Source organism: Roseibium sp. (assembly GCF_965216085.1).
Classification (GTDB): domain Bacteria; phylum Pseudomonadota; class Alphaproteobacteria; order Rhizobiales; family Stappiaceae; genus Roseibium.
This window is the reverse complement of sequence record NZ_OZ244138.1, coordinates 5,958,548-5,978,873: the sequence shown is the minus strand read 5'-3', so window position 1 is coordinate 5,978,873 and position 20,326 is coordinate 5,958,548. Positions and strand designations below refer to the sequence as shown.

At 54.8% G+C, this 20,326-nt stretch carries 13 protein-coding genes; 5 read left to right on the top strand and 8 right to left on the bottom strand.

The annotated features are described in order from the left end of the window. Nucleotides 1–239: 239 nt before the first annotated feature. Nucleotides 240–950 (top strand): tRNA (guanosine(37)-N1)-methyltransferase TrmD, encoded by a 711-nt coding sequence (gene trmD / locus ACOOFE_RS27935; RefSeq protein WP_420413039.1) that lies wholly within the window; start codon nucleotides 240–242, stop codon nucleotides 948–950. A gap of 137 nt (nucleotides 951–1,087) precedes the next feature. Here trmD and ACOOFE_RS27930 read toward each other — a convergent pair whose 3' ends face one another. The 3 genes from ACOOFE_RS27930 to ACOOFE_RS27920 form a co-directional block, all read right to left on the bottom strand. Then, the gene (locus tag ACOOFE_RS27930; RefSeq protein ID WP_420413038.1) at nucleotides 1,088–3,880 is read right to left on the bottom strand and encodes a bifunctional aconitate hydratase 2/2-methylisocitrate dehydratase; all 2,793 of its coding nucleotides are present in this window, start codon (nucleotides 3,878–3,880) and stop codon (nucleotides 1,088–1,090) included. Between the two features lie 877 nt (nucleotides 3,881–4,757). Beyond that, a complete protein-coding gene (locus ACOOFE_RS27925; RefSeq protein WP_420413037.1) occupies nucleotides 4,758–5,381 on the bottom strand; it encodes an isochorismatase family protein in 624 nt (207 codons plus the stop codon). Beyond that, the gene (locus ACOOFE_RS27920) at nucleotides 5,347–6,522 is read right to left on the bottom strand and encodes a trans-sulfuration enzyme family protein (protein ID WP_420413036.1); all 1,176 of its coding nucleotides are present in this window, start codon (nucleotides 6,520–6,522) and stop codon (nucleotides 5,347–5,349) included. The genes ACOOFE_RS27925 and ACOOFE_RS27920 overlap by 35 nt, the downstream gene beginning before the upstream one ends. Nucleotides 6,523–6,630: 108 nt before the next feature. Between ACOOFE_RS27920 and ACOOFE_RS27915 the strand changes: the two genes are divergently transcribed. Next, on the top strand, nucleotides 6,631–7,518 hold the full coding sequence (locus ACOOFE_RS27915) for a LysR substrate-binding domain-containing protein (protein ID WP_420413035.1): 888 nt from the start codon (nucleotides 6,631–6,633) through the stop codon (nucleotides 7,516–7,518). A 7-nt stretch (nucleotides 7,519–7,525) separates the two neighbouring features. Here ACOOFE_RS27915 and ACOOFE_RS27910 read toward each other — a convergent pair whose 3' ends face one another. Continuing rightward, entirely contained in the window at nucleotides 7,526–8,245 is a 720-nt protein-coding gene (locus tag ACOOFE_RS27910) for a helix-turn-helix transcriptional regulator (RefSeq protein WP_420413034.1), read from the bottom strand. A gap of 88 nt (nucleotides 8,246–8,333) precedes the next feature. Between ACOOFE_RS27910 and ACOOFE_RS27905 the strand changes: the two genes are divergently transcribed. Beyond that, nucleotides 8,334–9,278, top strand: a complete 945-nt coding sequence (locus tag ACOOFE_RS27905; RefSeq protein WP_420413033.1) for an alpha/beta fold hydrolase — start codon at nucleotides 8,334–8,336, stop codon at nucleotides 9,276–9,278. Between the two features lie 170 nt (nucleotides 9,279–9,448). Here the strand turns inward: ACOOFE_RS27905 and leuD are convergent, their stop codons facing one another. From leuD to ACOOFE_RS27890, 3 genes are all read right to left on the bottom strand, one after another. After that, nucleotides 9,449–10,054 (bottom strand): 3-isopropylmalate dehydratase small subunit, encoded by a 606-nt coding sequence (gene leuD, locus ACOOFE_RS27900; RefSeq protein ID WP_420413032.1) that lies wholly within the window; start codon nucleotides 10,052–10,054, stop codon nucleotides 9,449–9,451. A gap of 38 nt (nucleotides 10,055–10,092) precedes the next feature. Next, nucleotides 10,093–11,043 (bottom strand): N-acetyl-gamma-glutamyl-phosphate reductase, encoded by a 951-nt coding sequence (gene argC / locus ACOOFE_RS27895; protein WP_420413031.1) that lies wholly within the window; start codon nucleotides 11,041–11,043, stop codon nucleotides 10,093–10,095. Nucleotides 11,044–11,139: 96 nt separating this feature from the next. Beyond that, nucleotides 11,140–11,706 (bottom strand): peroxidase-related enzyme, encoded by a 567-nt coding sequence (locus ACOOFE_RS27890; protein ID WP_420413030.1) that lies wholly within the window; start codon nucleotides 11,704–11,706, stop codon nucleotides 11,140–11,142. 92 nt (nucleotides 11,707–11,798) lie between these two features. On the opposite strand from ACOOFE_RS27890, the gene ACOOFE_RS27885 reads away from it, so the two are divergent. After that, nucleotides 11,799–16,610, top strand: coding sequence for an NAD-glutamate dehydrogenase (locus ACOOFE_RS27885; RefSeq protein WP_420413029.1), 4,812 nt, complete (start codon nucleotides 11,799–11,801; stop codon nucleotides 16,608–16,610). A 110-nt stretch (nucleotides 16,611–16,720) separates the two neighbouring features. Then, on the top strand, nucleotides 16,721–18,103 hold the full coding sequence (locus tag ACOOFE_RS27880) for an MFS transporter (RefSeq protein ID WP_420413028.1): 1,383 nt from the start codon (nucleotides 16,721–16,723) through the stop codon (nucleotides 18,101–18,103). A 37-nt stretch (nucleotides 18,104–18,140) separates the two neighbouring features. Here the strand turns inward: ACOOFE_RS27880 and ACOOFE_RS27875 are convergent, their stop codons facing one another. Further along, on the bottom strand, nucleotides 18,141–20,246 hold the full coding sequence (locus tag ACOOFE_RS27875) for a methyl-accepting chemotaxis protein (protein ID WP_420413027.1): 2,106 nt from the start codon (nucleotides 20,244–20,246) through the stop codon (nucleotides 18,141–18,143). Between the last annotated feature and the right edge of the window lie 80 nt (nucleotides 20,247–20,326).

The window sequence follows — 20,326 nt, the reverse complement described above, 5'->3', positions numbered from 1 at the left end:
GACCTTAACAGCAGCAAGTCTGGAAACTTGTATTTGGATCTCGGGAAACGGAACACGGCAGACCACCTGACTGATATCTCCTTGTCACTTACCACGGTGACGATTAATCAGAGCTTTCATATTAGTTAGACCGGCAAATGACTGCAAAATACCGGGTTATTTGGTAAATGATCGGTTAAAGCTGCCCAGCGCGTCCAAACACCACAAACCGGTCAGCCGGTTCAACAAACGGTGCTTTCATGGCCTTCAAGGCAACCATTCTCACGCTTTACCCGGACATGTTTCCGGGCCCCCTTGGTCAAAGCCTTTCCGGCCGTGCATTGGATAAGGACTTGTGGAACCTGGAGACCAGCCAGATCCGGGATTTTGCAACGGACAAACACCGCTCCGTGGACGATACGCCTGCCGGTGGCGGCGCGGGCATGGTGTTGCGCGCCGACATTCTGGCCAAAGCGATTGATGCAGCTGCACCAGAAAACGATCCCCGCCCGCGCATCTTGATGAGCCCGCGAGGTAAACCCTTCACTCAAAAGCGTGCCCATGAGCTGGCCGAAGGCCCAGGTGCGATCATTGTCTGCGGCCGGTTTGAAGGCATCGATCAGCGGGTGATTGATACACGTCAGCTGGAAGAGATTTCTATTGGTGACTACATCCTCTCCGGCGGCGAAATCGGCGCGATCACAATGCTGGACGCTGTCATCCGCCTGATCCCCGGCGTAATGGGAAACATGGAAAGTGCGGATACTGAAAGTTTTGAAACCGGCCTTCTAGAACATCCGCATTACACCCGGCCTGCAGAGTTTGAGGGTCAAACCATTCCGGAGGTGCTGACCTCCGGCAACCACAAAAAGATTCATGATTGGCGCCTCGCGGAAGCCGAACGTCTTACCCGCGAACGCCGCCCGGATCTCTGGGACGCCTACATGGCCGATGACGACGACGTCGATTGAATTTTTTAAGCAGGGGTGTTTTTGAAACGACCACCTTTCTGCGTTCGCTACAACTCAACAAAATCTGAACAAGCAAAAACAAAGGGCACGGCTGAATACAGCCGCGCCCTTTTCATTGGTTAAAACCGGAGGTCCGCTTAGAAGTGTACGGACCGGCTGTCCAGCGGCTTCTGCAGCGGCGGAGCGAACTTGGTCAGGTCGATGCCCTCAACAGCGTCCTTGTACTCCTCCAGGTCCGGTGTCCGGCCGAGAATGGCGGACAAGACTACAACCGGAGTGGAAGCCAGCAGAGACTCACCTTTCTTGGTCGCGGAGTCTGCCACAACACGGCCCTGGAAGAGACGTGTGGAAGTTGCCAGAACGGTGTCGCCTTTGGCAGCCTTTTCCTGGTTGCCCATGCAAAGGTTACAGCCTGGACGCTCCAGATAGAGAATATTCTCGTACTCGGTGCGGGCAGTCGTCTTCGGCGCATTGTCGTCGAACTCAAAGCCGGAGTATTTCTCCAGAACTTCCCAGTCGCCCTCTTCCTTCAACTCATCGATGATGTTGTAGGTCGGAGCTGCCACAACGAGCGGCGCCTTGAACTCAACCTTGCCTTTGGCTTTTTCAAGGTTCTTCAGCATCTGGGCAACGATCTTCATGTCACCCTTGTGCACCATGCAGGAGCCGACAAAGCCGAGATCGACTTTTTTCTCGCCGTTGTAGAAGGACACAGGGCGAATGGTGTCGTGGGTGTACCGCTTGGAAACGTCCGCATTGTTGACGTCCGGGTCGGCAATCATCGGCTCGATGATTTCATCAAGATCAACAACGACTTCGGCAAAGTACTTGGCGTTGGCGTCCGGGGTCAGAGCCGGTTTCTCGCCCGACTTGATTTCGGCAATGCGTTTGTCCGCTTTGTCGATCAGGCCTTGAAGGACTTTCTTGTCGTTGTCCATACCCTTGTCGATCATCACCTGAATGCGGCCTTTGGCCAGTTCCAGGGAGCCGATCAACGTCTCATCGTTGGAGATACAGATGGAAGCCTTTGCCTTCATCTCGGCAGTCCAGTCGGTAAAGGTGAAGGCCTGGTCGGCCAGCAGCGTTCCGATGTGAACCTCGATGATGCGGCCTTGAAAGACGTTGTCGCCATGCTGCTTGAGCATCTGCGCCTGTGTGGCATGCACGACATCCCGGAAGTCCATCCAGTCGGCCATCTTGCCCTTGAAGGTCACCTTCACGGATTCGGGGATCGGCATGGTGGCTTCACCGGTTGCCAGAGCCAGCGCAACAGTGCCTGAGTCCGCACCGAAGGCGACGCCCTTGGACATGCGGGTGTGGCTGTCACCGCCAATAATAACGTCCCAGTCGTCCACGGTGATGTCGTTGAGCACCTTGTGGATCACGTCCGTCATCGGGTGGTAGACCTCTTTCGGGTCACGGCCAGTGATCAAACCGAACTTGTGCATGAACTTCATGAGGCGCGGCGTATTGGCCTGTGCTTTCAAGTCCCAAACAGACGCTGTGTGACAGCCAGACTGGTAAGCGCCATCCACGATCGGGGAAATGACTGTCGCAGCCATTGCCTCCAGTTCCTGAGAGGTCATCAGGCCGGTGGTGTCCTGCGACCCAACAATATTGACCTTCACACGGACATCGGAGCCTGCGTGCAGGGTCTTGCCCGGGGTCGTGCCGACTGCGTTCTTGTTGAAGATCTTTTCAACTGCGGTCAGGCCCTGGCCTTCATGCGAGACTTCTTTTGATGGAGCAAAGACCTGCGGCTTTTCAATGCCAAGCGTTTCGGCTGCCAATGTCTGCAGCTTTTTGCCGAAGACAACAGCGTAGGATCCACCAGCCTTCATGAACTCGACTTTTTGCGGTGTGAAGGAAGATGCCAGATCAGCATGTTCTTCATTGCCGTCTTCGCTGAAGAGCTTTTTGGTCTTGGTATTGATCGTCAACACGGTGCCGGTTTCGACAGAGTACTTCTGTTCCAGAACCGGATTGCCGTCATTGTTCAGGATCGGGTTGCCATCGGCGTCCGTTTTTTTGACCCAGTTTTTCAGGTCGACACCAATACCACCTGTCACGCCGACGGTGGTCAGGAAGATCGGTGAAATGCCATTGGTGCCAGCAACAACCGGGGCAATGTTCACGAAAGGAACGTAAGGGCTCGCCTGTTTGCCGGTCCAAAGAGCCACGTTGTTGACGCCAGACATGCGGGAGGATCCAACGCCCATGGTGCCTTTTTCGGCAATCAGCATGACGCGTTTGTCCGGGTGCTGCAGCTTCAGCGCTTCGATTTCCTTCTGCGCCTTTTCGGAGATCATGCACTTGCCGTGCAGCTCACGGTCAGCACGGGAGTGTGCCTGGTTGCCCGGCGACAGAAGATCGGTGGAAATATCGCCTTCACCAGCAATGTAGGTGACGACCTTGATCTCTTCGTCGACGTTCGGAAGCTTGGTGAAGAACTCCGCCTTAGCGTAACTTTCCAGAATGTCTTTGGCGATGGCATTGCCAGCTTCATAGGCTTCCTTCAGACGATCCGTATCGGCGTCATAGAGGAAGACCTGTGTCTTCAAAACATCTGATGCCTGCTCTGCGGTTGACTGGTCCTCTCCCAAAGCCAGATCAATCAGAACCTCAACGGACGGACCGCCCTTCATGTGAGACAGCAGTTCAAAGGCAAATGCCGGAGTGATTTCCGCGACAGTCGCCTCGCCCAGAATGATCTCTTTTAAAAACTTCGCCTTTTCACCCGCCGCACTCGTTGTGCCCGGAAGGGTGTTATAGATGAAGAATTTCAGGGAGTCTTGCCGGTGTTCGTTGTTGAGATCCTTGATCTGCGCAATGATCTCGCTGACAAGTGCGCCGTCTTCGATTGGCTTGGGGTGGAGCCCCTGCTCTTTTCGAGTAGCGATCTCTTTCAGGTAGTCTTGATACAAGCTCATGATGGTTCTGGCGTCCTGGTGTTGGGAGTAGCTTGAACGCCGGGTCGCGGAGAAAAAGGCTAGCCGGGACAAGCTTGCTGGCCACTACATAGTTCAGTATACAATGGTATGCAATATCTTCCCGCCTTTTAATTTCCGCACTGGCGGCGTTGGCTGCGCCTGCCTGTCAAGGCTGTCCGCGCCGCGCGGCGGGGAGTGTACCACAGCCTAAAGAAATAGGGGCGGATCTGTTTATGCAGTACCAATCATGGCTCAGCTGCACCACATTTTGGCACTCCGAATAGATTTACCCAATAGTGCATTCGCGGACCAATCCGTTCCCGATGGCCAACAAACACGAGAAACTCCCCCGAAGGCCGGGCAATCACCTCATCTTGAGAGAATGTCAAACAGAGTGTTGAGATCGCTGCGTAGGTCTTCCTGATCCTCCAGGCCGACATTGATGCGCAGAATTGTCCGCTGGTGTTCCGGTTTTTCGAACTTTCGGCACTCTGGCTTTCTGTCAAAACGCCAACGAAACCCCTCACGCTCCGAAACAATCGCAATTCCAAAGTGCGTGCTGAGGGAAATCCGCCAGCGCGGAGTGCAGATCGTCGACAGAGATTGATTCCAGCAACAAACCGGAAGAGCCATGGCATATTTGGCATCTGTTCCGGTAAAGAGCAGAACCGTACGGTTAGCGAAACCGGGCCTTCATATTTCGAGCGGCGAAATCATCCAATGAGCCTAACATAACAAGTGAAGCATACTGGCCGAGTGTCTGCACAATATCTGAGTGCTGCCAATTCATTGCGAGCTGGTTGCAAGTCGCAACAGCCATCTCAATTCAGTCACGTAATTTGAGTAAATCTCTCAAATAGAGCCAGCTGGGTTTAGTTCACATCTCCTTTTGTACCTTCCCAGCGTTCAATATTTTGGCGGTCATCGTGATCTCTGCAAAGTCAGATCTGAGAAGTGCCATTGTCGCGTCAAAAATCATGTGAGCGGACTGACCTGATTCAGGTAAGCCAAATCCAACTACAGCGTCTTCAACAACCGTGATCTTGAATCCAAGATCGGATCCTGCCCGGACGGTTGAATTCACACAAAATCCCGCAACCGCCCCTACTACAATCAAGTCCGAGATTTCTTGTGAGTTCAGATAGTCCGCCAACCCTGTCGAAGCGAATGCTGATGACGTACGTTTGAAGAAAACAGCTTCATTCTCAGCGGCTTCAGCACATGCCATGGGTGGGCAACCTTTTGCGTCCCAATGAAAGGGAGAGTGCGGATTGTCATCGCTATGGCGGATGTGAATGACTGGCCAACCTTGCCCACGATGGAACGAGGCAAGCGCGTTTATCCGGTCTGGAGCGTCAGCGTTTACACAATCCACGCCAGCCTGGATCCGGTGTTGCATTTCCATTTGCATATCAATGATTAGCAAAGCCTTCATCTGGCCGTTTCCTTTGTATTGCTGGCCAAGTTCAATTGGACTTGTCTGAGCTGGAGAGAATGTCAAACAGAGCCTTGAGATCGCTGCGCAAGTCTTCTTGGTCTTCCAGACCGACATTGATGCGCAGAATTGTCCGTTGGTGTTCCGGTTTTGCGAACTTTCGGCCTTTTTTGACCGACATCGGCGCGATTAGGCTACGCGTTCCGCCCCAACTTGCTCCGATTGCGATGACTTTCAGCTGGTTCAGCCCTTCATCAAGATTGGCTTCCTGGCTTTCTGTCAAAACGACATTGAAAACCCCGCTCGCACCGGAGAAGTCGCGTTTCCAAAGTGTGTGCTGAGGGAAATCGGCCAGCGCGGGGTGCAGAACAAGTCCAACATCCGGGCGGGACGCCAGTTCTTCGGCCAGGTTCCGCGCGACCTGTTCCACATGGGCAAGCCGCAGGGCCATCGTCTCAATCCCACGCAAGACCAGTGCAACTTCATCGGGGCTAACACCGATGCCCAGCATGCGCATGGTATCGCGCAGTTTTTTGCGCAACTCCAAATCATTGACACAAATTGACCCAAGCAGCAGATCGGAATGCCCGCCAGCATATTTCGACAGGGCCTGCATGGAAAAGTCGATGCCGAGGTCTAAAGGTTTCAAATGCAAGGGAGTCGCCCAGGTGTTGTCGGCCCCGGTCAAGATCCCATGTTTCTTGCCGAGCGCTGCTATCGCCCGCAAATCCTGAAATTCCATGGTCGTTGACCCGGGCGTTTCCGTCCAGATCAGTTTCACTGACGGGTCGATCAGGTCCTCAATCCCGGTGCCATCAGGCTGGTAGATTTTGTGGCAGATACCGCGGGGTTGCAGATAATTGACGCAGAAATCCAAGACCGGCGGATAGACGCTATCAGGGATCAGAACTGTATCCCCTGGCAGCAGCACGCTGAGAAAAACGATCGTCGCTCCCGCTTGCCCGGACGGCACAATGACAGACCGCACACCATTTTCCAGCTTTGTTATCTGTGCTTCCAGCGTCTTCGTCGTCGGCGTCCCGTATAAGCCGTACATATAACTGTCGAGGTCCCGCTCTCCGCGGGTTGCATAGGCCTCCGCATCTTCAAACACAATTGTCGATGCGCGATAAGTCGGGACGGTCAGGCTGGAGAATTCCGTAAGATCAACAGCGGGATGGATCGTGCAATGTGTAGCGTCACGCATGTGTTTTCCTCTGAGAGTTTTGCGGACTACACCAAAATTCCACCTGGCAAACAATTAATAGTTCGGCATAATTCTATGCCTAAAACTTATATCTAGAAAGCATAGATTATGAAGTTCCGGCAGCTGGAAGCATTTCACACGATGATGATCTCGGGCTCAACGGTCCGCGCGGCAGAACTCATGCAGATCACCCAGCCTGCCGTCAGCCGAAGCATCGCCGAACTGGAAGCATCTCTGGGGTTCACGCTTTTTGACCGCGTGCGGGGGCGCATGGTTCCCACAACAGAAGGTCAGCTGTTTTTCCGAGAGGTTTCCGAAAGTTTTAAGGGCATGGACCGGTTGCGCACTGCTGCGGCTGCGATCCGGGATTTCGGCTCCGGACACCTGAAGATCGCATCGCTTTCGGCTCTGGGCGCTGAAGTGGTGCCAAAGGCGGTCCAGGCATTTAGAAAGAAAAATCCGCGTGTCAGGGTAACGCTTCAGATCCTGCCCTCGGCGCAAGTACGCAATCAGGTCGTCGACGGAAACTTTGACATTGGCCTGGCCGCCGATGAAATCGATAGCTCCGGGGTAGACACAACCCACTTCGGCGGATTTTCGGGCGTTATTGCAATGCCCCCAAGTCACCCATTGGCACAGCGGGACAGCCTTGGTCCTGAAGATCTCATCGGGCAACCGATGATCGGTCTCGCCCCTGAAGACCGGGCGCGTCACAGGTTTGACGCCATTTTGGAAGAGGCCGGTGTAACGCCTGAGTATGTGGTTGAGACGCCGTCCTCAACAACAACATGCGCCTTGGCGCTGTCCGGCGATGCAATCGGTCTCGTCAATCCGCTTGTTGTGGATGGGTTTGTTGCAAGAGGCTTGGTCATCCGCCCCTTTTCACCTGCGGTTAATTTCCGCTCTTTCCTCTTGTTCCGGCCCGATATTCAAAGGTCCAAGCTGGTCAGGGATTTCACGAAGAGCCTGTTTGAACTGAGGAATTCAATGGCTTAACCGAAAATCAGCTCGGCAAACGCCGAATGGGACGGACGCCATCGTCGAAGGGCACCTTCCTTCGCCGAAATGGTGCGTCTTCGACATATTCCGGCCTGGTGATCCGGTCCATTCGAAAGTGACGGAAGTCATTACGCTCGGGATCCCAGGCCACCAGGTACCACAGCGGCGGCAAGATCAGCATAGCTTGCGGTTCGACTTTCCGGCTGGTCACCGCCCCTTTTGCGTCACGGTATTGGAAGCGCAAGTGTAACCGTTGGAGAAATGCTGTCTCGAATTCGGGCAGCAGCGCAGGCTCCATCTGTCCCATATCTGATATATCTACTTGCGGTGACAACTGCCCGACGTACAGACAATCCAGAAACCGGCGCAAGTCGCGGATCTTATCCGCTGGCAGAGCTTTTTCGATTTTGGCAAGCCCAGCATCTGCAAGACCCGAAAAGGGTAAGTTCCCAGCAGCCCGCATCGACGCAACGCTGATAAGAAGCGCAAAAACTTCGGCAACCGAGAGCCGCGCGGTGGTCTGAACAGATTGCGGATCAAGCGACAGGCCGCCCCCACGTCCGGGTTCCGATTGAATGACAAATCCCTCATCACGCAAAGCGCCGATGTCGCGCAGCACTGTACGCCTGGATGCGCCTACCTCTTCCGCTAGGTCAGCGACGGTCGAAGTCCCGTTACGGCGAAGGCAGCGCACGATGGCGTCTTGTCGATGACGAGCATTCATGAGGCGGGGTTACCGTATAAAGGTGTCAATTTTTGGCACCATATAGTCTTAGGCAGCGGCAGTGCATGTCAAACAAGGAGACTATGTAATGTCCACCCTACCCAATTTCCCCAGACCCAGTCTTATTTCAGTCAACGGCGTGACACTCGAAGTCTTTGAAGCTGGGCAGGAAAATGCCGGCAACCCGATTGTTCTCTGCCACGGCTGGCCAGAGCATGCCTTTTCCTGGCGCCATCAGATACCGGCTCTTGCGGCCGCAGGCTACCATGTCATTGCTCCAAACCAGCGAGGATATGGCAACTCATCCCGTCCGGGCGAAGTCACAGACTATGACATCAAACATCTGACGGAGGATCTCACCGCGCTTCTCAATCACTACGGATACCAAGATGCAACCTTTGTCGGCCACGACTGGGGCGCGATGGTCGTTTGGGGGCTAACCTTATTGCATCCAGAACGGGTTAAACGGGTAATTAATCTGGCCTTGCCTTATCAAGCGCGCACAGAAAAACCGTGGATCGAGTTCATGGAAGAATTTCTTGGAAGCGACCATTATTTCGTTCACTTCAATCGGCAGCCGGGCGTTGCGGACGCGGTGTTAAATGAAAACACATCCCAATTCCTTCGTAACATGTTCCGCAAGAACGTTCCCGCTGCTCAGCCGGAACCCGGTATGATGATGATCAATCTCGCTAGAGCAAAAGTTCCCCTTGGCGAGCCCTTGATGAGTGACAACGAATTGGCCGTTTTTGTCTCCGCTTTCGAAGAAACAGGGTTCACCGCCAGCATTAACTGGTACAGGAACCTTGATCGCAACTGGCACATCTTGGCTGATGCCGACCCAATCATCCGACAGCCTGCGCTCATGATTTATGGTGATCATGATTTGATCCCGAAGTCTGAAAATCTAACAGAATTCGTTCCGAATGTTGACGTTGTCAGCCTCGATTGCGGCCATTGGGTGCAACAAGAGATGCCTGAAGAAACAACTGCGGTGTTTTTGAATTGGTTAGAGAGCCCGGACGCTGGGTAGCAGCGCACAGGTTTAAATTGAGCAGTGCGCGGAATGCTTCTTTCATAGGAGTCTTGGGCTGCGTTCCGCGCGCACACTACAAATAGCCATTTGTTAATGCGTGCTCGTACAAAGAAAAACCCGGCGCCTGGCACCGGGTTTTCCGAAATACTCAATTGATCAGCTGAAGCTTAAACCCAAGGGCGGCTTTCGCTGATTTCACCTTCAAATGTGTCGATCTGGGCGGACTTGTTCAGCGTCAAACCAATGTCGTCAAGACCATTGATCAGGCAATGCTTGCGAAAATGGTCGATTTTGAAGGCGATGTCACCGCTTTCCAGACCCTTGATCTCCTGATTTTCCAGATCGATCGTCAGGGTGAAGTTGGCGCCGCGCTCAGCCGCATGCAGCAGTGTTTCGAGTTCATCTTCGGAGACCTCGATCGGCAGAATTCCATTCTTGAAGCAGTTGTTGTAGAAAATGTCGGCAAAGGACGTTGAGATCACACAGCGGACACCAAAATCAAGCAGGGCCCAGGGCGCATGCTCGCGGGAGGATCCGCAGCCGAAATTGTCGCCTGCAATCAGGATCTTGGCTTCGCGATACGCGGCCTTATTCAGAACGAAATCAACGTTTTCAGAGCCGTCATCATTGGTGCGCATTTCATGAAACAATGCGGTACCGAGACCCGTGCGCTTGATGGTTTTCAAGAACTGCTTCGGGATGATCATATCGGTGTCGATGTTGACGATCGGCAGCGGCGCTGCGACCCCGGTGAGGGTCTCAAATTTTTCCATGGTTTCCTCTCCTGAAAACGGGTTCCGGCCCAATCACCTCAAGCAGCAAGGCTTGTGGTCTGATCAACACCGAGCATGAGATTGAGATTTTGTACGGCAGCACCAGAAGCGCCCTTGCCGAGATTGTCATAGACCGCGATGATGGCCGCCTGTGCCCGCGCATCATTGGCAAAGACATGCAGCCGCAAGCGGTTGGTCTCATTGAGCGCCTGCGGATCCAGCTCATCAGAGCGTTCTAGGCCCTCGAGGGGTGCGACATCGACAAACCCGCCGGCTGAACTCGCGAAATGATCGGACAGAGCTGCATGGAGCTGCTCGCCGGTCGGGACCTTGTCCAGCTGTGCCAGATTGAGCGGCACCACGGTCAGCATGCCCTTGTAGTAGTTGCCGACAGCCGGCGAAAACAGCGGCGCTGCCTCCGCCAGGGTGTATTCGGTCATTTCCGGCAGATGCTTGTGATTGAAGCCCAGCGCATAAGGCGCGAACCTGTTTGCACTGGCATCCGCGCTTTCATAGTCTGCGATCATGCCCTTGCCGCCGCCGGAATAGCCGGAGACTCCGTGAAAGGTTAGCGGATAGTCCGAAGGCAGCAGTCCGCCTGCAATCAATGGCCGGACTGCGGCGATCAGGCCTTGCGGCCAGCAACCCGGATTGGCAACCCGCATGGCAGCGGCAATGATGTCCGCCTGATCGGCATCCATTTCAGCAAAACCATAGGCCCAGCCATCGGCCACACGGTGCGCGCTTGACGCATCGATCACCCGCGTGGTGTCGTTTTCGATCAGCGCAACGCTTTCCTTGGCCGCAGCATCCGGCAGGCACAGGATCGCAACATCGGCCTTGTTCAGATACTCGGCCCGGGCGGTAGCGTCCTTGCGGCTTTCTTCCGGGATAGAGAGCAGTTCGAGATCATGGCGCATGGCGAGGCGCTCGCGGATTTGCAAACCCGTCGTGCCAGCTTCACCATCAATAAATACGCGCGCGGTCATGACCCGCTCCTCTCCTCATGTGCGAGATTCCAAAAAACGCCTTGGGTCATACACCCAAACACTGTGCTTGTCACCGGTTTCGCATGGCCTAAGAGCTCAACGGGCCATTGAGTGATACTCATCATTCGGACGCATATCCGTTGCTGCCGCCACCCGGTTGGTCATGTTGAAAAAGGCTGCCACATTGGAAATATCCCAGATATCCCGGTCACTAAACCCGGCATCCCGTAGCGCTTGACGGTCGCTTTCCAAGATCTCAGCCGGTTTTTCGGTCAGTTTGACTGCAAAGTCGAGCATGGCCCGCTGACGGTTTGTCAAATCCGCGACACGGTAGTTCATCACCATCAGTTCACCGAGCATCGGATCACCGGATAATTCGCGTACGGCTGCCCCGTGAGCTGTGAGGCAATAAAAACAGTGATTGACGGAGGATACCGCAACGGCAATCATCTCCCTCTCAAGCTTTGTCAGGCCGCTGTCGGCCAGCATGAGGTCGTTGTACATGTCCGTGAAGGCACGCAACTTGGTGTCGTCGAAGGCATAGGCCTTGAGCACGTTGGGGACCAGACCGAGCTTCTCCTGACACAAATCAAAATAGGCCTGTGTCTTTTCACTAAATGTTTCACTTTCACTCATCTGCAAGGCTGTGACTTTACTTGACAATTTAATCCTCCCGTCCTGAAAACAATGATGTTGCGGCAATAAAACCATAATTCGCAACAGAGCCACACCCAAGATCGCCCAAGGGGAAAAAAATGCCCGACAAGTACGACGTCGAGAAACTGAAACTGATCGACGCGGTTCACACAAAACTAGCCGAGGCAGATCCCGACCTCGCGGACTTTGCAAGCGCCTTTTATGACCGTGGCGCGGCTGAAGATCTCGTGACCTACTCGGAAGAAGAACTGACCGGGTTTGCTCGTGACGCTTGGCAGGACTTCAAGAACCACGACCTCGGCACACATCGGGTGAGCATTTCTGATCCGGGCTTCCGGGCAAAGGGCGGCAAGGCGAAGAACCTGACGGTGATTGAAATCGTCAATGATAACATGCCGTTCCTGGTCGATTCTGTGATGGATGAATTACAGGACAGCAAGCTGGAAGTGCATCTGGTTCTGCATCCAATTTTCATTGTCGAGCGCGATGACAACGGCGTGTTGACTTCGGCCGTCGCCCGAAAAAAACCGGCCAAGCGCAAAGACCGTCAGGAAAGCCTCATCCATATTCATGTGACCCGCATAGACGATGCGGAGCAGCGCAAGGCCCTGGATGAGCGGTTGAACACGGTATTGAACAACGTCCGGGCGGTGGTCACCGACTTCAAACCGATGCAAGAGCGGCTCGGCGAAGCGATCGACACATATAAGACCACTCAAATTCTGGGCAGCAGTGACGAGCTCTGGGAAGCGATCCATTTCCTGGAGTGGATGGAAAAAGATAACTTCATTTTCCTCGGCATGCGGGAATACAAATTCGAGGGCGGTGTTGAAGAAGGCGAACTGTCACCGCACGAAGGCACCGGGCTTGGCCTTCTGTCGGATCCGGACGTCCGCGTGCTGCGGCGCGGATCGGAGTTCGTCCAGATCACCCCGGAAATCCGTGAATTCCTGCAAAAGCCGGAACCACTGATCATCGCTAAAGCGAACGTGAAGAGCACGGTGCACCGCCGGGTGCATATGGATTACGTCGGTGCCAAGCTCTACGACGATGATGGCAAAATGGTCGGCGAACTCCGGATCGTCGGGCTGTTCGCCTCCACCGCCTACACAGAACCAACCAGCACCATCCCGTTCCTGCGCCGTAAGGTGGCCAGTGTTCTGGCCCGGGCCGGTTATCACTCCGAGAGCCATTCCGGCCGGGCCCTGCGGAATGTTTTAGAAGCTTTCCCGAGAGACGAACTGTTCCAGATCGAACGTGAACGCCTGTTTGAATTCTCTACTGCAATTCTGCAGTTGGATGAACGGCCACGCATCCGGGTTCTGTCCCGTCCCGACAAATTCGACCGTTATGTTTCAATCTTGGTGTTTGTGCCACGCGATCGCTACAGCACAGAAGTCCGATTGAACGTAGGTACTTATCTCGCAGCTATTTATGAAGGCCGTCTGTCTGCCTGGTACGTGACCTACCCCGAGGGCCCGCTTGCGCGGGTTCATTACATCGTCGGCCGCGACAAGGGTGAAACACCAACACCGGATCAAGACGAATTGGAAGCGGCAGTCGCCGATATGGTGCGCAATTGGCCGGATGCTGTACGGGACGCCCTTAAGGCAGAGTTTGCACCGGCGCAGGCCCGCAAGCTGGCCGACCGCTACGCCTTGTCATTCCACGGTGGCTACAAGGAGGTCTATAACGCGCAGTCGGCTCTTTTCGACATTGTCCAGCTGGAAACTCTGAGCGATACCCGCGATACGACCATCACATTCCACCGTCCGGCAGGGTCGGAAAACAACCGACTGGCGCTCAAGGTCTATCATCGGGGCGCACCGATCCCGCTGTCATCCCGTGTACCGCTTCTGGAGAACATGGGCTTCAAAGTCATCAACGAACGAACCTACCGCGTTACCCCGACCAACGCGCCGTTCTCTTACCTGCACGAGATGACATTGGAAGCGCGGTCCGGCGAAGACTTGGACTTCGATGACAAGATGCAGAGCCGTCTGGAAAGCATGTATATGGCGATCTGGAGCGGCCGGGCGGAAGATGACGGCTACAACCGTCTGGTTCTGACAGCCGGACTGGCCTGGCGCGATGTTGCGATCTTGCGGGCGCTGTCCAAATATCTGCGGCAGGCTGGCATCCGCTTCTCTGAAGACTACATGTGGTCGACGCTCAACAACTACCCGGCGATCGCCGCTAAGTTGGTGGAACTGTTCCATCTCCGGTTCAATCCGGATGTTTCGGAAAAAGACAGAAATTCCGGCACCGAACGGCTCCTGCCAGAGTTTTCCGCTGCCTTGGAGGATGTGTCGAGCCTCGACGATGACCGTATTCTGCGGCGGTTCCAAAATGCGATTGAATCGATCCTGCGCACAAACTTCTATCAACTGGATGATGTTGGGCAACCCAAGGCGACCGTTGCCTTCAAAATTGAAAGCCGGAAGATCGACGAATTGCCGCAACCGCGTCCCTTCCGGGAGATCTTTGTCTACAGCCCGCGTGTGGAAGGGGTTCATCTGCGCTTCGGCATGGTTGCCCGTGGCGGCCTGCGCTGGTCGGACCGGCCACAGGATTTCCGCACCGAAGTTCTCGGCCTGGTGAAAGCTCAGCAGGTTAAGAACGCCGTGATTGTTCCGGTCGGTTCAAAAGGCGGCTTTGTGCCCAAACAGCTTCCACCCGCAAGTGACCGGGAAGCCTGGTTCAAAGAAGGTACCGAAAGCTACAAGATCTTCATCAATGCGCTTCTAGATGTCACCGACAATCTGGATGAAGACAAGATCTTGCCACCGGCGCGGGTCAACCGCTTCGATGCCGATGATCCATATCTTGTTGTGGCGGCCGACAAGGGAACGGCAACCTTTTCTGATACGGCCAATGCGATTTCCGAGGGCCGTGATTTCTGGCTGGGCGATGCTTTTGCCTCCGGCGGATCAGCCGGATACGACCACAAGAAAATGGGCATCACGGCGCGCGGCGCATGGGAGGCGGTGAAGCGCCACTTCCGCGAACAGAACCGGGATATCCAAACCGAACCGTTCACGGCAGCTGGTGTCGGCGACATGTCCGGGGACGTCTTCGGCAATGGGATGCTCTTGTCCAAGGCAACCAAAGTCGTCGCGGCCTTTGACCACCGGGATATCTTCATCGACCCCGATCCGGATCCGGCAAAGACCTGGGTAGAACGCAAGCGCCTGTTCGACATGGGCCGGTCCTCTTGGAAAGACTATGACACCAGTCTGATTTCCAAGGGCGGCGGCGTGTTCTCGCGTCAGCTGAAATCGATTCCGCTGTCAGCGGAAATCCGCAAACTTTTGAACCTGCAGAAGTCCTCCGCGACACCTCAAGAGGTCATGATGGCCATTTTGCGGATGCAGGTCGATCTGCTCTGGTTTGGCGGTATCGGGACTTATATCCGCGCGACCACGGAAACCGATGCGGATGCGGGCGACCGGGCCAATGACCACATCCGGATCACCGCACCAGAGGTCGGCGCCAAAGTCATCGGCGAAGGCGCAAACCTCGGACTGACCCAATTGGCCCGGATCGAGTTCAACAAAAAGGGCGGCCGCTGCAATTCAGATGCGATCGACAATTCCGCCGGCGTGAACTCGTCGGATATGGAGGTCAACATCAAGATTGCCCTCGGCGCGGCTGTGAAAGCTGGAAAACTCGACCTTCTTGGGCGGAATTCCCTGCTCGCCGATATGACGGATGAAGTCGCCTCTCTCGTACTGCGAAACAATTACCTGCAGACCCTGGCGATCTCCATGACCCAACTGCGCGGCCCGGAGGATTTTGGCTACCAGGTGCGCATGATGCGCCAGCTGGAGCAGGAAGATCTTTTGGACCGTGTTGTTGAACAGCTGCCGGATGATGTTCAGCTTGAGGAAATGCACAATGCCGGCCAATTGCTGACCCGCGCCGAATTGGGTGTCTTGCTGGCCTACGCCAAGATCACGCTTTACGATGCGCTGTTGGAAAGCACAGTGCCAGATGACGACTACTTGGCCCGGGAACTGTTCCGCTATTTCCCGGATCAAATGGCCAGTGACTATGAGAACGAAATCAACGGTCACCGTCTGCGCCGGGAAATCATCGCAACGATGTTGGCGAATTCGATGGTCAACCGTGGTGGCGCAACATTCATCACCCGTTTGATGGATCAGACCGGGGCGACACCAACAGAAATCGCCCAAGGTTTTGTGGCGGTTAGAAACAGCTATGACCTGACAGATCTCAACTCTGAAATCGATGGCCTGGACACCAAAATCGACGGGACACTGCAGCTGGATCTTTATTCAGAAGTCCAAACCCTTCTTTTGGAACGGGTCGTCTGGTTCAAGCGCAATGTGTCCTTTGATAAGGGTCTGTCCGCCGTGGTGGAACGGTTCCGGTCCGGTATTTCCGACCTGCGCGATCGTGTCGAAACACTTCTTCCGGAAGAACCGGCTACAGAACTGAGAAGCCGCGCTGAAACCTATGTCAAAAAAGGCGTGCCAGAGGGGCTCGCCCGCCGGATCGCCTGGCTGCCGGTTGAAAGCGCCATTCCGGACATCGTCATCGTCTCGGAGGAAACCGGTGCAGATCTCGACAAGGCCGCTGTCGCCTTCTTCGATGTCGCCTATCACTTCCGTCTTGGCGCCATGAACGAAATGGCCGGCGATCTCGAAGTGCACGATTACTACGATGGCCTTGCTCTTGACCGCGCCCGCGCAACGCTTGCCTCTGCACATCGGGCAATCGCGATCTCTGCGATCCGGGCGGAAGGTTTTGGCAACTGGCTGGAGAAAAAGGAAACCCTGGTATCGCGCACCACACAGGCGGTCGCTGAAATTCTGGACGGTGGCCTGAGCGTATCCAAGTTTTCGGTCGCCGCCAGCCTGCTTGCAGAAATCTGTGACGGCACCTGATTCTTTAAAACCCGGTTTGGTTGTCACAAGAACCACTTAAAGTGAGAATGGCCGGCAGTTCCGTTGCCGGCCATTCTTTTTAAAAACACAGTTTGGAGATCTGATCCTAAATGACTGCCGCTTCTGAAACTGACATTGAAAGACCGGATCGGCGGGCAGTGGTCTCTTGGGGCCTCTTCGATTGGGCCGCGCAGCCATTCTTCACTCTGATCACGACATTTGTCTTCGCACCTTATTTCGCTTCTGTGTTGGCGGATACGCCTGAACAAGGCCAAAGCCTCTGGGGCTACGCGACAGCGGCTGCTGGGCTCGGAATTGCTTTGCTCGCGCCGATCCTCGGTTCAATCGCCGACGCCACGGGCCGCCGCAAACTCTGGATCTTTTGCTTTTCGGTCCCCTTTGTTCTGTGTTGTTGGGCATTTTGGTATGCAGCTCCCGGCAGCCCAAACGGCGTCATGATCGCGCTCTGTGCCTTTGCGCTCGGAACCTTGTCGATCGAGATCGCCACAGTTTTCAACAATGCCATGATGCCGCAACTTGTCCCGCCAACACATATCGGCCGCTTGTCCAGTTTCGGCTGGGCGCTCGGCTATGCTAGTGGCCTTGTCTCCCTGGTGATTGTGCTCGGCTTCCTGGCGGCCAGCCCTAACAGCGGCAAGACATTGTTGGGTTTTGTTCCACTCTTTGGGCTCGATCCTACGACCAGTGAAGGCGATCGGGCTTCCGGGCCTTTTTCGGCCATTTGGTACGTGATTTTTGTGCTGCCACTGTTTTTGTTCGTTCCGGACAGCAATCAAAGGCAGAAATTGGGGCCTGCCATCCAGAAAGGTCTTGCAGACTTAATCGAAAGCCTCAAGCACGCGCGGGCACAGCGAAACGTCTTCCTGTTTCTACTGGCCAATATGGTGTTCAAGGACGGTCTTGTAGCGCTGTTTGCCTTTGGCGGAATTTATGCCGCCGGCCAACTCGGCTGGGGCTCCATAGAAATTGGATCCTTTGGCATTATCCTGACAATCACCGGAACACTTGGCCTAATCTTGAGCGGTAAACTGGACGACCGATTTGGACCTAAACTGGTCATCGCATTCTCGTTGATCGTCTTGATGATCTGCGGTCTGGGCATGATCTCAGTCGATAAGACAACGGTCTTTTTTGTCATCAAAACCGCGGCCGCACCGGACGGCGGATTGTTTGCATCCTTGCCGGAACAGATTTTCATCACGCTTGGTGGGATCATCGGTGCGGCGTCTGGCCCCTTGCAGGCCTCCTGCCGCAGTCTTTTGATCCAGCTCGCACCAAAGGAACAAATCACCCAATACTTCGGCCTACTGGCGTTGTCCGGAAAGGTTACGAGTTTTCTAGCACCGCTGGCCGTGGCGCTGGTGACTGCCGCAACAAACAGTCAACCGGCCGGAATGTCGGTCATCCTGGTGTTTTTTGCTGCCGGTTTGGCCCTGCTGCTATTGGTCAAAGAAAAACGCGCCATCCAGTAAAGGCGGCGCGTTCTTTCATTTCATTGATAATCTTCGATCAAGCGACGTCGCGCACGTTCTGTAGGAAGCTGTCGACTTCCTGTTTCAGCCGGACAGCCTCACTTTGCAGAACATTGGCCGATTGGCTGACCTGACGCGCTGCATTGCCAGTGTCATCAGCTGACGCCGCGACCTTGACGATATTCTGCGCAACTTCCTGAGTGCCGTTAGAAGCTTCCTGGATGTTGCGGGCGATTTCTTCAGTCGCCATGCCTTGCTGCTCAACAGAAGATTGAATGGACGAAGAAATGTCGTTCATCTTCTCAATGGTTTCCGAAATGCCTTTGATGGCATCGACCGAGCCCGCGGTTTCAGACTGAACAGATTGGATCTGGGTGGAGATTTCTTCCGTCGCTTTTGCCGTCTGGTTCGCCAGTTCCTTGACTTCGGCAGCAACCACTGCAAAGCCTTTGCCCGCTTCTCCTGCCCGGGCTGCTTCGATGGTAGCGTTCAGTGCCAGAAGGTTGGTCTGTTCAGCAATGTCTGTGATCAGTTTAACGACTTCGCTAATCCGCTGAGCCGCTTCGGCGAGACCTTCGATCTTGGAGTTGGTCGTTTGCGCCTGCTCAACCGCGTGAGCAGCGATTTCAGTCGACTGTGTCATCTGCCGGGAGATTTCGCCGACCGATGCCATCAGTTCCTCAGCAGCGGATGCAACCGTTTCAACGTTCGAGGAGGCTTCCTCGGAGGCGGCCGCAACGGTGGTGCTCTTCTCACTGGTATCATCAGCACCAGCGGTCAATGTCACAGACGCACCATTCAAATCTTCGACCTGAGACATAACGGTGCCCGTCAGTTCGGTGATCTGGCGGTCGAAGTCTTGCGAGATTTCGCTGATCTTTTGAGCACGTGCCAATTGCTGGCGTTGTGTTTCTTCCTGTTCGGCGGCCAAGGCTTCCGCTTGCTGCGCCTTGTCACGGAAGACTTCCAGGGCCTGGCTGATTTCACCGATTTCATCATTGCGATCGGTGTCGTGAATTGGCTCTTCGTAGCGGCGGTCAATCAGGGCTTGGATGCTACCGACTGCACGCTCCAGCGGCCGGCGGACAATGTTGGTGCCTACAATATAGATTGAGGCAGCAACGACAAGCAGCAGAACTAGGCCAACACCGGCGATCATTGTGATGATCTGAGCACGGGCGGCGTAGAGGGTTGCTTCAGGAACGTTGACCACGACCGCCAATTTGGCGTCAGTCCGGCCAATGCTAACCGGCTTCACGATGCGCAGTACTTCTGCACCAAGTGTGTTTGAATAGCCGTGATAGGAGAAAGCTTCCCCCTTGTTGATTGCAGCCAGCAATTGATCTTGAACGGCAAGATCCATCTCGGACCGGCCCTCGGCCCATTCTTTTCCAAGAACTGCCGCATCCGGATGTGCAATCCAGGCCCCGTTCTGGGACAAAAGATGTACGGACCCGGTTCCAAGTGGCTTTTGTTCGCCAAGAGCGTCGGACAAAGGTGTCAGCATGATATCGCCGCCGGCAACCCCAATGACCTTGGAGCCTTCTTTGACCGGGATACCAAAGGAAACGCCTGTAACCGTTTTGCCATCGGCTTCCCAGCTATAGGGCTCGGTTACATAATCTTTGCCGGACTTGTAGGGAACATTGAACCAAAGGCTCTTGCCTGGCTGGTCCATCTCAAGATCGCCCATCGGGCGGTAGCCCAGTTTGCCATCCGCCAGGCGGAAGAAATACGGCCGCCACATACCGCTGTCGTCATGCTTGTCTGCTTTGACGAACTCGGCGTCCTTGCCATCAAGGCCATCATAGGGGATTGCGCCCCAAGTGCCTGAGAAGTCGACATTTTTATGAAGTGTCTCTTCAACGATCGCCATCCACTGCGCGCGATCTTGATTGCCGGTGCTTTTGAGGCCTGTAAGAGCTGCCGCCAGAGACTGAGCGGTCACCAGCCCGTTTTCCATCGTGCGCTGGACAAGCTGAGCTTGATCTTCGGCAACCGCATCCGCCTGTGCAACCGCCAGGGAATGCGTCATTTCAGAGGCTTGCCAGCCGATGACGCCGATGCCCCCGACCAGAGCAACAGCAAGGGTGGCGACACTCACACCAACAAGTTTTGTTGTGACCTTTGCGTTCTTAAACACCGGCTATTCTCCGCTGACCAACCGAATCACAACGGCAGAAGTGATCTGCCGCTGTTTTGGTCAAGTTAACCACCGGAGAT

Excerpts from the sequence above, each read along its gene's own strand:
- trmD (WP_420413039.1), top strand. The coding sequence starts at position 240 with ATGGCCTTCAAGGCAACCATTCTCACGCTTTACCCGGACATGTTTCCG.
- ACOOFE_RS27930 (WP_420413038.1), bottom strand. The coding sequence starts at position 3,880 with ATGAGCTTGTATCAAGACTACCTGAAAGAGATCGCTACTCGAAAAGAG.
- ACOOFE_RS27920 (WP_420413036.1), bottom strand. The coding sequence starts at position 6,522 with ATGCGTGACGCTACACATTGCACGATCCATCCCGCTGTTGATCTTACG.
- ACOOFE_RS27915 (WP_420413035.1), top strand. The coding sequence starts at position 6,631 with ATGAAGTTCCGGCAGCTGGAAGCATTTCACACGATGATGATCTCGGGC.
- ACOOFE_RS27910 (WP_420413034.1), bottom strand. The coding sequence starts at position 8,245 with ATGAATGCTCGTCATCGACAAGACGCCATCGTGCGCTGCCTTCGCCGT.
- ACOOFE_RS27905 (WP_420413033.1), top strand. The coding sequence starts at position 8,334 with ATGTCCACCCTACCCAATTTCCCCAGACCCAGTCTTATTTCAGTCAAC.
- leuD (WP_420413032.1), bottom strand. The coding sequence starts at position 10,054 with ATGGAAAAATTTGAGACCCTCACCGGGGTCGCAGCGCCGCTGCCGATC.
- argC (WP_420413031.1), bottom strand. The coding sequence starts at position 11,043 with ATGACCGCGCGCGTATTTATTGATGGTGAAGCTGGCACGACGGGTTTG.
- ACOOFE_RS27885 (WP_420413029.1), top strand. The coding sequence starts at position 11,799 with ATGCCCGACAAGTACGACGTCGAGAAACTGAAACTGATCGACGCGGTT.
- ACOOFE_RS27880 (WP_420413028.1), top strand. The coding sequence starts at position 16,721 with ATGACTGCCGCTTCTGAAACTGACATTGAAAGACCGGATCGGCGGGCA.